Source organism: Lysinibacillus sp. NPDC096212, assembly GCF_044763105.1.
In the GTDB taxonomy this organism is placed as follows: domain Bacteria; phylum Bacillota; class Bacilli; order Bacillales_A; family Planococcaceae; genus Lysinibacillus.
The window spans coordinates 41,804-54,126 of record NZ_JBIWFQ010000035.1; the positions used below are offsets into that span (position 1 = coordinate 41,804).

Genomic DNA, 12,323 nt, shown 5'->3' on the forward strand with positions numbered 1-12,323 from the left:
TCTTCACCAATAGGGCGATAAGGGATAAACTTTTAAGGGAGAATTTTATAAATGGTATTTGTTAAAAAGAGCTTTTTATTAATTTCAGCATTATTTCTTTTGTTATCTCTAGCGGGATGTGGCAAGGGAGAAGCCGTTAAGGATGCTTCGAAATATACATCCGCGGTTGAAGATATCGATATTCCAAATTATGTGAAAGTAATTGGTTTTGGAGAAGCAACACATGGAAACGTTGAATTCCAAACATTAAAGAAGGATGTATTTCAGGCTTTAATTAACAATGAAAATGTTCGTGTTTTTGTATTAGAAGGAGATTTTGGTGGCGCTCAGCAAATTAATCAGTTTATTTTAAATGGTACTGGCACAGCTGAGGAAGCGGTAAAAGCTTTGGATTATGGTATCTATAAAACGGAGCAAATGATTGAGTTTGTTCAGTGGATGCATGATTATAACATGGCTGCAGATGAGAAAGATAAAATTTATTTTTACGGTAACGATATGCAACGCTATGATTATAGTAAAAAAGGGTTACTAGATTATTACGAAGTGGTTAATAGTGAAGGCGGTAAGAAATATAAGGCACAGCTAAAAGATGTAACGAATAAAACAATGAGAGATTTATCAACTAGTCAGCTAGAGGAGCTTGATAAAAATATTGATGCAATCATCAAGGATTTGCAAAAAAATAAAGATTCTTATGAAAAGCAATCCTCGAAAGAAGCATATTTATTTGCTGCTCAATATGCACAAATCATCAAGCAACGCACGCAATTATTTTTAAATGACAGCAATTATATGAGTCTTCGTGATGAGTATTTAGCGAACAACTTACAATGGATCGTTGATTTTGAAGCGGCTCAAGATCATGATAAAGTACTGATGTCTGCTCATAATGGGCATATAGAGAAAACTTCAGCGAATATGGCAGGATACAAATCTATGGGCCAATACTTAGACGAAGTGTATAAAGATGCGTACTATGCTATTGGGACTGACTTTGTTAACAATACGTTTCAGGCACAAAATGGGTCAGGCGAAAGAAAAAATTATACGATTGAACATCATGATGCTTTAGTAGACGCCTTTAGTGAGGTCAAGGACAATATTTTCTATGTAGACTTTAAAAAGGCTAATGAATCTCAGGAGTTAGCTGACATCGTAGCAAAAGAACAAAGAATGGGCAATATCGGCGATGATTTTAGCTTTTGGTACAAGTTCACACAGATGCTTTATACGATTAAAATGACACCTGCTGAGGCATATGATGGCATGATAATTGTTCAAGAGGCAACACCGACAAAAGTTATTGAATAATGCGCGAAAAAAATGCTATTACCTTCGTAGGTAATAGCATTTTTTGGAATTATGGATGAGTTTCTTTACCAAAAGCCAGTAAACATCCATATTCTTCTGTTTCATTACACCTTCTGTATTGAATACTTCAATTTTGTTAATGATAAAAAAGAGGAGGTGTGGAAACAATGGCACAAGAAATTCTTTGTGAAGTTAATAACTGTACATTTTGGAACTCTGGAAACAGATGTGGTGCAGAAAAAATCTATGTTGTAAGTCAAAAGGGACAACAGGCATCTAATAGTGAAGAAACAGATTGTAAGACATTTAATCCTGAAACGCATTAAATAGTAAGGGTAACCATATAAATGGTTACCCTTTTCCAATATCTTTATAAATAGACATCGACTTTTACCTTGCTAAATAAAAGCGCATGAGCATTCTTCACTTTTTCCTCTACATAATCTAATGAATACTGTCCATAGGAATCTGTTAAATCACCAATAGCACGAGATAAATTATCAATAACGGGAATCAAAGTTTCTAAGTGAGTAAGTTCTTCACCTTTATTCATTTCATCAGTAATTTCATGAGCAAGATGTTGAATCTTTCTTAGTCGCAATTTTTCAGATTGCATGGAATCCTCCTTATTGAACCGATTTATGATGCTTTAATATATGTCAAACAATACGATTTCATGAATGGTTCTGGCAGGCCTTCAAGTTGATCGGGCTCGCCCCGAAAGTGATCGGGTAAGCCTCAAAAGTGATCAGGTCCGCCCCGAAAGTGATCGGGTAAGCCTCAAAAGTGATCAGGTCCGCCCCGAAAGTGATCGGATATGACTCAAAAGTGATCAGGCCCGCCCTGAAAGTGATCAGGTCCGCCCCGAAAGTGATCGGGTAAGCCTCAAAAGTGATCGGGTCCGCCCCGAAAGTGATCGGGTAAGCCTCAAAAGTGATCAGGTCCGCCCCGAAAGTGATCGGATATGACTCAAAAGTGATCAGGTCCGCCCTGAAAGTGATCAGGCCCGCCGAAGAACTGCTCAAGTCCAACAACTGACAACTCGGGCGACATCCAAAAGTGTTCAATTCCCATATTACTTTTTAGGTAATGTAATAATAAACGTTGTCCCATTAGAAGGTTCGCTCTGTACTGAGATAGTGCCGTTATGAGCTTGAACGAGTTTATAAACAATCGCCATGCCCAGTCCAGTACCTTCAGAAGAAGATTCTGTAGTAGTTCCTCGATAATATTGTTGGAATATATTGTCCATCATGTGTTGAGACATACCTATGCCATTATCCACAATGTGGATTTCTACATGCTCTGCCCTGTTAAAAATCTGTGTATAAATATCTGTATTAGGTGGATTGTGGATAACGGCATTCATAAGAATGTTTTGTAATATGCGTTGCATGAATTTTGTATCAATGTCAATGTTTATAACAGATGTATCAGTTTTAAAATGCAATATATAGTCATTGGCCTGTGGATTGTTGCTTATATTGGCAACAATTCTTTTTGTGAAATCCACAATATCCTGATTTGTTTTATGCAAGGGTAACTGACCGTCTGTATTATTAAACTGAATGACAAGACTTAAATCTTGAATAAGTTCCTCCATATGCTTGCCTTTATCTGCAATCTCTTGAATAAAGGAACGAGCTTCCTCCTTGGACCAATCGTATTGATCGTTTAATAGTAGGGTAGAGTAGCCTGTAATATACGTTAATGGCGTTTTTAAATCATGGGATATACCGGCAATCCATTCTTGTTTTGCTTGTTCAACCTTTTCACGTTCTGTTTCAGCAGCTTTTAATTTTCCTGATAAGGATTGTAGGTGTTGAAGTACCTCTTGATATAACATATAACGCATACGGAGCTTTCCTTTGCGTGTATAGATTTTAGATAGTCCAACAGGTTGTGTATAGTTTTCCTGTGATAGCTGATGGATCCAAGACATTATAAAACCAAGAGGACCCCCGAAATACCAGCCAAATACAGCGATACAAACAATAGTGCTGAATCCGAAAATCCATGCGACTAGTAGACTCTGATAAGCTTCACTAACAGATTTTTTAAAGAGTGGGAGAATACCTTCGAGTCCGATCACAATACAAATTCCACTCAAAAGCATCCACAGAATAATCCCCAATGCAAGATGTAACGTAAATCGAGTGTTTATTCGCATAGTGAATCCTCTTTCAGTGGAATGAATTTATACCCAATGCCCCTTAAGTTCACAATTATTTTAGGTTTACGCGTATCATCCCCAAGCTTTTTCCTTAGCTTCGAAATATGAATCGTGACGGTTTTCTCCTCACCATATACATCATTTCCCCACACGAATTCGTAGAGCTGTGAAGTTGTAAAAATACGATTTGGATTTTTACAAAAGAAGTGCAGTAGCTCTAGCTCTTTAGCCGTACATTCGACGAGCTGATTGTGAACGGTTAATGTTGCAGATTCAGGATTGAGAGCAAAATAACCGAAATCAAATTTTGTAGTCTGCTGTTGTTGAGCACTTTCATACATTTTTTGACGTCGAAGGATGACCTTTATTCGAGCGACGACTTCTAAAGGATTAAAAGGTTTTGTAATATAATCATCTCCGCCAATACCCAATCCTGTTAATTTATCAAAATCGGTAGAGCGAGCACTGACAAAAATAATAGGTGTATTTGTATGCTTGCGTATTTCTGTGCAAAGTTCAAAGCCACTTATATCTGGTAGCATTATATCGAGCAAAATAATATCGTAATGCTTGTCTTTTACAAGCTGTAGTGTACTTTTACCTGTTGAAGCAGTATCAATATTGATAAAGTTTTCTTTCCGTAACGTAATTTCTAATAATTTTAAGATACCAATCTCATCATCTACGATTAGGATTTTTTCAGCAGTTTCCATTTTTATCCCTCATTTCAATTTCATCATAACAGCTTCTGATTTTTATATCTTTACTATCTTGAAAAAATTACTGTCATTTTCCATCGAGTTTACTTTGATTTTACTTTCGTTTATTAAGCTTAATGTAACGAATTCAAAATGGTAAGGAGCACATAACATGGAAACTGTTATTCAACTACATCAATTAAGTAAGAGCTTTAAAGGAATCGAAACTGTCTCGAATGTCAATATGAATGTTAAGAAGGGAGAGATTTATGGGTTTTTAGGTCCGAATGGGGCTGGAAAAACAACGATTATGAAGATGATTTTAAATTTAGTAAAACCAACTTCAGGTGAAATTAAAATATTGAATCAATCCATTTCTACTACTTCCTATCAATACTTAAGTAAAATAGGCAGTATTATCGAGTACCCGGAATTTTATGACAGGCTAACAGCGAAGGAGAATTTAGAGCTTCACTGTGAGTATATTGGAGTTTATGAAAAAGGAGCTACCGAAGAGGCATTAGAGATAGTAGGTCTTAATGGTGTTGAACATAAAAAAATACATGAATTTTCTCTAGGAATGAAGCAAAGATTAGGTATCGCACGTGCCATTGTTGCTAAACCAGAAATTCTTATTTTGGATGAGCCGATAAATGGTCTTGATCCAATAGGTATTAAAGATATTCGAGAGCTCTTGTTATATCTAAAGGAGAAGCTTGGAATCACTATATTAATATCAAGTCATATCGTGTCAGAAATTGAATCAATAGCAGATACAATTGGCATCCTTCATCATGGGAAATTATTAAAGGAAGTAAAAATGGACGATATTCGAAAAGAGAACATGGAGTATCTGGAGATTAAAATAGACGATGTGAAAAAAGCGATTCATGTGCTAGAGAACAAGTTAGGAATTCGAAAATATGAGATTGTCAATCAGCATTGTATTCGAATTTTTGAACATGATATTTCTCAATCTCAAATTAATAAAGAACTTATATTCAATAATATTACTGTCAATAGCATTGAAAAACAGCAACAGCATTTAGAAGAGTATTTCTTAAACCTTATTAATGGAGGGAATCAAATTGCTTAAACTATTAAAACTTGAATGGAAAAAGAATAGTATGTCTAGCTATTTTAAAGGCTTAACCATTTGTATTATTGGAATTTTTGCGGCAGTGGCACTTATGGCAGTTGGTTCTGCAGATGAAAAGATGTTTCAAGATTATACAGATTTTATGTCTTTGACAAATATATTAATTCGCATTGTTTTTATCATTTTTTCGAGTGTAATTCTATCTCGTTTAGTCATTGACGAATACAAAAATAAGACGGTTCAATTATTATTTACGTATCCATTAAAAAGGAAAAAAATTATTTTTGCTAAGCTGTCTTTAGTTTTCGGATTTTGTTTCTTTAGCATTATCATTGCGACCTTAATGATGAATATCGCTGTTTATTTTTTAAATCCAATGATGAACTTCTTTGAATCTCCTGTTGAGATACAGGATATGGTAGCTACTATACCGTCTACTTTTATCATTGCTTTTATGATGGCTGGGGTAAGCTTAATTCCTTTGTATTTTGGTATGCGAAAAAAATCAACAGCTGCGACAATTACATCCGCTGTTTTAATTGGATTTTTGATTAATGCAACGGTTTCAAATGGGGATACATCTACAAGTTTATCTCAATTTATCATTGTCCCAACAATAATGTGTCTATTAGGGCTTATTATCGGCTATCTGTCCTATTATAAAGTCGACAAAGTAGATTTAACTTAAAAATGAGAAATGAGGATGTAAAGTGAAAAAAGCAATCATAGCCTTAATATTCGTTATTGCGGTAGGAGGAATATTCTTCACTCTTAAAATCAATGGAGAAAAGAGCATCACTGAAGAACAGTCCTTTGGTGTTGAGCAAATAGAAGAACTAGAACTAAACATAGAGTCCTGGAATATAGCATTAGAAAATACAGAATCTGATAAACTAACAATTGAATTTGAAGGTAAGCAACAACAAAAGCAGCAAAGCAATCCTGTTGAAATTAAGAAAGACGGAAATAAAGTAAAGGTACTTCAACAAGACACTGAAAAAGGGGCTATGAAAAACTTTAGCTTTGGAAAAAAAGATACTATTCACATTTATATCCCTAAAAATGCAGTGAGTAAGATTGCATTAAAAAATAGTTATGGTGATATCAAAATTAACAACATTGAAACAGAAGAACTTTCGATTTCAACGGATTCTGGCGCTAAAATCATTAAAGGACTATCGGCTGATAAAGGTACAATTACATCAAAAGATGGTGAATTAAGTATCGTAGACAGTTCTTTAAATGAATTAACGATAGCTGCTACAAATGGTGATAGCTATATTACTAGGGTCAACAGTCCGAAAACGAAAATTACTTCGACTAGCGGTGAAGTCTTAATGAAAGAAATCAGCGAAGGAAAAGCACTATTTGTAGAAACGTCTTCAGGGGATATTACAATCTCATACAAAGAGGCACCAAAATCATTAGGGGTTATAGCGAACAGTGAATCATCTGACATAAGCGTTAATTTAGAAGGTTACCAGAAAGAAAAACATACGGAAAACCAAAAGAGAGGTAAGATTGGTGATGCATCAAACGAATTGGAACTAATTAGCAAAGGAGGTATAATAAACGTAAAATAAAAACTTACAATCAGTGAGGTTAATGCATATTGTTAAGACGAGAACTTGTTTCAAAAGTAGTGGATAATAATGATCGGTCCTCCATATTTCTTCTAGGAGGTTAGAAATGGCTAAACATATCTATGTAATAAGGCATTGCGAAGCCAAGGGACAGTCACCGGATGCTTCTTTAACAGAACAGGGCTTTCAGCAGGCTGAAGTTTTAACAGAGTTTTTCGCTGACAAAAAAATTGATCAAATTATTACTAGTCCCTTTTTACGAGCAATTCAAACTATAGAACCGCTAAGTAAGAGGGAAAATATAAATGTTGAAATTGACGAACGCCTTTCAGAACGCATATTAAGCACAAGTGATTTGCCCGATTGGTATGAAAAACTTCTAGCAACTTTTACCGATATGGAGTTAAAGTTTGAGGGTGGAGAGTCAAGTAATGAAGCGATGGAACGTATCGTTAACGTCGTTGAGGAAACTTTCAAAAGTGAGTCTGAACATACAATTATCGCTAGTCATGGAAATATAATGACCTTACTTTTGAAAAACTATAATAGCGATGTTAACTTTCAATTTTGGACACGTCTAAGTAACCCAGATGTTTTTCAGTTAAGTGTTAAGGATCATGAAGTGACTCTAGAACGTATATGGGAATGATAAAAATAAATAGCCTCCTATTCAGTAAAAGTTCGATGTCACTAGTTAAAACGTATTCAGTGTGTAAGTTGATTGGATTGGAGGCTGCTTCAATAACCTCAAGAGCCTTCAGGTATGAGGTAGAAGGCTCATTTAATATTGAAACTTCACTCTGACATTCGCATTAATAGTAATTTGACCTTGTTCTATAGGTGTAGAAATGGTGGAATCAACCGTCGCCATTGATCTATATAGGACAGGTCCAGTTTCATGTTCCTCAATGATTTCGATTGGCTGGGGTTGGATGGGCAAATGCATCGTTTCAGCAATTGTTTTGGCTTTCATTTGGGCATTATGAAGAGCTAAGCTGAGTGCCTGCTGGTAGTATGTATCCGTATTTTCAATGTTAAAATGTATAGAGGAAATGCGGTTTGCACCATTTTGCACAGCTGTATCAATGACTGAGCCAACCTGATTTGTATTAGTTACTTTAACGGAAATGGCATTTGTCACTTCATAGCCATTAAAAACTTGTTTACCATTTTCAAATTCATAATGAGGTGCAATATTGTAGCCTGCCGTTTGGATATGTTCTTTTGGGATATGAAGAGCTAAAATGGATTGTATGACACGAGTCATAATCATCGCATTTTCCTGCTGTGCATCTTGTACATTTTTCGCTTGTGTACTTACCTCTACTTGAAGCTGGACATAGCCTGCTTTAGCCATTACTTTTCCGGTTCCAGTCACAACTATGACACGGGGAGTTTGCTGACTAACATTTGTATAATACATAGAATACCACCTTTCAAAAGGCTCATACTATGCAAGATGAAATCGTTCAATTGAGTTTTATAATGAAGAAAAAGCGCCTAGTTTAATGCTTTGACGCTTTATTTATATCCAAAAATATCGATTATACCATTTTTAATAATGCCTCTACGCCAGACATTCCTTCAGTAATACCAAGTTGATGCGCTTCATATGTCACGGATTCTAATGGAGCCGTCAATAGCTCATCAATTGTTTTCACACCAACTGCTCGACCAGCAATAATCTTCCGGTCTGCTAAGCGGTCATTTAATAGACCAACATCTAAAGCCCCACACATAATGTAGCCCGTATCATTTGAAATTGTCAGCAGTGTTGTTTTTGGCAATTGAACAACTACTGCAGTGAAAAAATGGCCTTTAATCATAATAGGCTCAATTATTACCATCCGAAATCACTCCTTTTCTCTATATACATATGGCGATAGATAAAAAGGTGTTCGACTTTTCATTAAAAATTATTTGTTACCTAAAACGAACGACGCAAATGTATTATCCTCGATCATAACTTTTAAAAACCTTATAAATGATGTCACAACCGATTAAGTAAATTCGTTATAAGGAAAAAAGGAGGAGTTATGATGAAGAATATTGTCATTGTAGGCGGGGGTTATGCTGGAATAAATTTATTAGAGGGATTAAAAAAGGAATTTCAAGGTCAAATCGGAAAATCAGTAAGAGTTATTTTAATTGATAAAAATAGTTATCATTTAAAAAAAGTATTACTTGTTCGGGCTGCGATAAGGGATATAAATTTGAAAATACCTTTTACCGAATATTGTCAGAACGGGATTGAATTTATTCAAGGGGAAGCATTAGCTCTTCAGAAGCAAAATCAACAAATTACTATTAAGATGGAAAACGAGAAAACTATAGATTTACATTATGATTACTTGGTGCTGGCATTTGGAAGTGTAATTAGAGAGATATCTAAAGGTTTTGGTGGAATCACTTTAAAAGATAAGCAGAGCTCCATAGAAATAAGAGAACAACTATTGTCACTGATGGAATCATTTAAAGCCTTGGAGAAATCACAACAAAACCAAAGTTTATTTAAGGTAGCTGTTGTAGGTGGAGGAATCGCAGGTATTGAAACAGCTGCTGAAATTGCTGTGTGGTCTAAAGAAAAGTTGGCAGAAGCAGGTGTTAATCCAAGTTTAGTGGAAGTTTTACTTTTTGATGCAAAGGATCGACTTTTACCAGAAGCACCTGTGAAAGTAAGTGAGAAACTCGTCAACCATCTTGAAAATATTGGGGTAGTCGTCAAAAATGAAACAAGGGTTTCTCATTGTAAAGATGGTCAGTTATCTACTAATGATGGCCAAAAATATTCTGTAGGAACTTGTATCTTTAATCCTGGGGTAGAAGCAAATCCAATCATTTCTAGATTAGGTTTACCTATCTCAGAAGAGCATCGAATTATTGTTAATCATTTCTATCAGGTTAAAGATGAGGAACATATTTATTCCATTGGAGATTGCGCATTAGTAGTAGATTATAAAAATAATCTTCCAGATGGTATGACATGTAAGGAAGCTATTCCACAAGCGACAAGGCTAAGTAAAATATTGAAGGCATCAATAAACCAAACACCAGTGAACATATTACACGAGTCATATCCCGTAAAATTCTTTTGTATTAGTTTAGGACCAAATAATGGGTTTGTGTGGACACGAAAATGGGGGCTTGATTTTACGATAACTGGAAAAATAGGTGCAAGAATAAGATACTACACTTGGGAATTAGCAAGTCTTCAAAAATAAACAGCTTATGAGGTGAGCAATGGATAATGAGTTAATAAGTCAGTTGTATAAAGAGTATAAATCACTGCTTTTTTCAATTGCCTATCGCATGACAGGTAGTGCATCAGATGCCGAGGATATCGTACAGGATGTATTTGCGCAGATAGGGAAAACCAGAGTAAATCATATGGACAATATAAAAGCTCTTTTATGCAAGATGGTGACGAATCGTTGCTTGGATTTGTTAAAGTCTTCAAGGAAAAAAAGAGAATTATATACGGGAACATGGTTGCCTGAACCTCTAGCATTACATGAGAATGATCCTTTGTTTACTATTTTAAATGATACGAGTATTTCACTAGCAATTATGATTTTGATTGAGGAACTAAATCCAATTGAGCGGGCTATTTTTATTCTGAGAGAAGTTTTTGAGTATGAGTATCCAACAATTGCTGCAATCGTTGATAAAAGTGAGATAAATTGCAGGAAAATTTTAAGTAGAATAAAAAAGAAATTACCTGAGCTAGTTAGAAAAAATAGTATAGTTACAGACAAGTTGGAAATAAAAAATACAGTGACTGTTTTCATGTCTGCTTTTCAACAAGGAAAGGTCAAGGAGCTTGTTCATATTTTAAAAGAAGATGTTGTTTATTACGCAGATGGTGGAGGAAAGGCTACAGCTGCATTACATCCTATTTACGGTCGTGAAAAAGTTTTCCGTTTATTATCTGCTCTTTTTCGTAAGTTTGAAAATAATGAAGAAAATTATACATTAGAATTGATGAATATTAATGGTACAACTGGCTTAGCATTAATACTCGAGAATAAAATTCAGGCAGTAATTGGCTTCGAAGTTGGACATGGACAAATCGAAGCAATTTATTATATGGTAAACCCTGAAAAGTTAAGATATGTTGCTGAAAATTGATTTATACGTAAAAAGTCAAAAGAATCAACCCGTATCATATGAGTTGATTCTTTAAAATTATTTTGTATAAGAAAGCATAGCTGTTTGCTTGAAATTTTTTAACGCAACCGTTGCCTCGTTTTTAGTTTTATATTCGAACATACGATAAGTATTTTGTTCAAAAACTGTAATAATCCACATAATGAAAGATCCCCTTTGTTGTTTTTTTTGTATTATAACAGATGGTGGAATGATTGATTTTTTCTTGCGTTGTTATATATCAGTTATGTCTTTTATTTTACATCAATTAGTGAAAAAAGAAAGTACTTTGTGAGTGTTTTCACATTTCGTTCAAAATATAACAGGAAATTTAATTTTTTTGAAATAGTTAAGAGGAGAAAACAGCCAAACCTTCACAAGTATAATTCAATGTAATTCGTAAATAGTAAGTTGACGGAGTTATGTGAATTAGAAATTGGGAGGTGATGCTTATGACACGTAAATATATATTGGTTTTATCCCTTTGTTTTTTAATTATATCGGTATTTTTTACAGGGCTGACAACTTATGCGGATAAAGGTCGACCTTATTATGAGGAGACAGGGGAAGTTGTGTGGGATATTAACACAAAAGACAAAATAATTGCTCTAACCTTTGACGATGGACCTCATCCCAAATATACCGCAGCTATTTTAGATTTATTGGCAAAGTATGATGCAAAGGCGACGTTTTTTGTTATTGGAAAAAATGCAGAAAAATATCCAGACCTTGTTTTACGATCTTATTCTGAAGGGCATGAGCTGGCCAATCATACGTATTCACATCCGTTTAAAGCTTCCGTAGCTGAATTACAGGCACAACTACGTAAGACAAAGGAAATAATTTATGGTATTACTGGATTTGCACCAGTTTTGTTTCGTCCTGTAGGTGGTTACTATAATGATCAAATGATCAATTCTGCTGTTAAGGATGGATACAAAGTAGTTATGTGGTCTTGGCATCAGGATACTCAAGATTGGAAACAGCCAGGAGTTAACAAAATTATCCAAAAAGTGATGAAGGGATCGAAGCCTGGAGATGTTATTTTGTTCCATGATGGAGGCGGAGATCGTACGCAGACCATTAAGGCGCTGGAAGAAATCTTACCAGAACTTAAAAAACAAGGTTATACATTTGTCACAATATCCGAGTTGATTAAAAGCAAACAGCAACAAGAGCAAGTGCAATAAGGAAAAACAAGCCATCTCAGCAACATAAAGTGTACCCTTTGTAAAGGACATTTTGAAAAAAAGCTAAGCAACCTTTTGAAGCTGCTGTCTGTATTTTGCAGGCGGCAGCTTTTTCAAGTT

Annotated in this window: 16 protein-coding genes; 9 read left to right on the top strand and 7 right to left on the bottom strand. The window is 35.0% G+C overall.

Annotated features, from left to right (window positions below):
* Nucleotides 1–51 precede the first annotated feature (51 nt).
* Both ACIQ7T_RS24575 and ACIQ7T_RS24580 read left to right on the top strand, forming a co-directional pair.
* Nucleotides 52–1,314: an erythromycin esterase family protein gene (locus ACIQ7T_RS24575; protein WP_402874355.1), complete on the top strand. Its 1,263-nt coding sequence runs from the start codon at nucleotides 52–54 to the stop codon at nucleotides 1,312–1,314.
* Nucleotides 1,315–1,481: 167 nt separating this feature from the next.
* On the top strand, nucleotides 1,482–1,640 hold the full coding sequence (locus ACIQ7T_RS24580; RefSeq protein WP_082172635.1) for a DUF1540 domain-containing protein: 159 nt from the start codon (nucleotides 1,482–1,484) through the stop codon (nucleotides 1,638–1,640).
* Nucleotides 1,641–1,684: 44 nt separating this feature from the next.
* Here ACIQ7T_RS24580 and ACIQ7T_RS24585 read toward each other — a convergent pair whose 3' ends face one another.
* Genes ACIQ7T_RS24585 through ACIQ7T_RS24600 form a run of 4 tightly spaced genes read right to left on the bottom strand, consistent with a single transcriptional unit; the run spans nucleotide 1,685 to nucleotide 4,200 of the window.
* Nucleotides 1,685–1,930 carry a group-specific protein gene (locus ACIQ7T_RS24585; RefSeq protein WP_370077188.1) on the bottom strand — a complete coding sequence of 82 codons (246 nt, stop codon included), beginning with the start codon at nucleotides 1,928–1,930 and terminating at the stop codon, nucleotides 1,685–1,687.
* Nucleotides 1,931–1,988: 58 nt separating this feature from the next.
* Nucleotides 1,989–2,345, bottom strand: coding sequence for a hypothetical protein (locus ACIQ7T_RS24590; protein ID WP_402874358.1), 357 nt, complete (start codon nucleotides 2,343–2,345; stop codon nucleotides 1,989–1,991).
* A gap of 44 nt (nucleotides 2,346–2,389) precedes the next feature.
* Nucleotides 2,390–3,484: a sensor histidine kinase gene (locus ACIQ7T_RS24595; protein ID WP_402874361.1), complete on the bottom strand. Its 1,095-nt coding sequence runs from the start codon at nucleotides 3,482–3,484 to the stop codon at nucleotides 2,390–2,392.
* Nucleotides 3,475–4,200, bottom strand: a complete 726-nt coding sequence (locus ACIQ7T_RS24600) for a response regulator transcription factor (protein WP_402874364.1) — start codon at nucleotides 4,198–4,200, stop codon at nucleotides 3,475–3,477. The genes ACIQ7T_RS24595 and ACIQ7T_RS24600 overlap by 10 nt, the downstream gene beginning before the upstream one ends.
* A 157-nt stretch (nucleotides 4,201–4,357) precedes the next feature.
* On the opposite strand from ACIQ7T_RS24600, the gene ACIQ7T_RS24605 reads away from it, so the two are divergent.
* The 4 genes from ACIQ7T_RS24605 to ACIQ7T_RS24620 all read left to right on the top strand — a co-directional run bounded on the left by ACIQ7T_RS24605 (nucleotide 4,358) and on the right by ACIQ7T_RS24620 (nucleotide 7,516).
* Nucleotides 4,358–5,281, top strand: a complete 924-nt coding sequence (locus ACIQ7T_RS24605; protein ID WP_370077181.1) for an ABC transporter ATP-binding protein — start codon at nucleotides 4,358–4,360, stop codon at nucleotides 5,279–5,281.
* Nucleotides 5,274–5,972, top strand: coding sequence for an ABC transporter permease (locus ACIQ7T_RS24610; RefSeq protein ID WP_370077179.1), 699 nt, complete (start codon nucleotides 5,274–5,276; stop codon nucleotides 5,970–5,972). Before ACIQ7T_RS24605 ends, ACIQ7T_RS24610 begins: the two co-directional genes overlap by 8 nt.
* Before the next feature lie 22 nt (nucleotides 5,973–5,994).
* Nucleotides 5,995–6,867 (top strand): DUF4097 family beta strand repeat-containing protein, encoded by an 873-nt coding sequence (locus ACIQ7T_RS24615; RefSeq protein ID WP_402874368.1) that lies wholly within the window; start codon nucleotides 5,995–5,997, stop codon nucleotides 6,865–6,867.
* A 106-nt stretch (nucleotides 6,868–6,973) separates the two neighbouring features.
* Entirely contained in the window at nucleotides 6,974–7,516 is a 543-nt protein-coding gene (locus ACIQ7T_RS24620; RefSeq protein WP_402874371.1) for a histidine phosphatase family protein, read from the top strand.
* A gap of 132 nt (nucleotides 7,517–7,648) precedes the next feature.
* On the opposite strand, the gene ACIQ7T_RS24625 is transcribed toward ACIQ7T_RS24620, so the two are convergent.
* On the bottom strand, nucleotides 7,649–8,290 hold the full coding sequence (locus ACIQ7T_RS24625; protein ID WP_402874374.1) for an SIMPL domain-containing protein: 642 nt from the start codon (nucleotides 8,288–8,290) through the stop codon (nucleotides 7,649–7,651).
* Nucleotides 8,291–8,411: 121 nt separating this feature from the next.
* Nucleotides 8,412–8,714, bottom strand: coding sequence for a YunC family protein (locus tag ACIQ7T_RS24630; protein WP_049663111.1), 303 nt, complete (start codon nucleotides 8,712–8,714; stop codon nucleotides 8,412–8,414).
* 192 nt (nucleotides 8,715–8,906) lie between these two features.
* Here ACIQ7T_RS24630 and ACIQ7T_RS24635 point away from each other — a divergent pair, with 192 nt between their 5' ends.
* Together ACIQ7T_RS24635 and ACIQ7T_RS24640 are read left to right on the top strand one after the other, a co-directional pair.
* Nucleotides 8,907–10,088, top strand: a complete 1,182-nt coding sequence (locus ACIQ7T_RS24635) for an NAD(P)/FAD-dependent oxidoreductase (RefSeq protein ID WP_402874376.1) — start codon at nucleotides 8,907–8,909, stop codon at nucleotides 10,086–10,088.
* 19 nt (nucleotides 10,089–10,107) lie between these two features.
* Nucleotides 10,108–10,995 (top strand): RNA polymerase sigma-70 factor, encoded by an 888-nt coding sequence (locus ACIQ7T_RS24640; protein ID WP_402874379.1) that lies wholly within the window; start codon nucleotides 10,108–10,110, stop codon nucleotides 10,993–10,995.
* 57 nt (nucleotides 10,996–11,052) lie between these two features.
* Here ACIQ7T_RS24640 and ACIQ7T_RS24645 read toward each other — a convergent pair whose 3' ends face one another.
* The gene (locus tag ACIQ7T_RS24645) at nucleotides 11,053–11,175 is read right to left on the bottom strand and encodes a hypothetical protein (RefSeq protein ID WP_256469487.1); all 123 of its coding nucleotides are present in this window, start codon (nucleotides 11,173–11,175) and stop codon (nucleotides 11,053–11,055) included.
* 290 nt (nucleotides 11,176–11,465) lie between these two features.
* Here ACIQ7T_RS24645 and ACIQ7T_RS24650 point away from each other — a divergent pair, with 290 nt between their 5' ends.
* Complete coding sequence (locus tag ACIQ7T_RS24650) at nucleotides 11,466–12,203, top strand: polysaccharide deacetylase family protein (RefSeq protein ID WP_370077169.1); 738 nt, start codon at nucleotides 11,466–11,468, stop codon at nucleotides 12,201–12,203.
* Nucleotides 12,204–12,323: the final 120 nt, after the last annotated feature.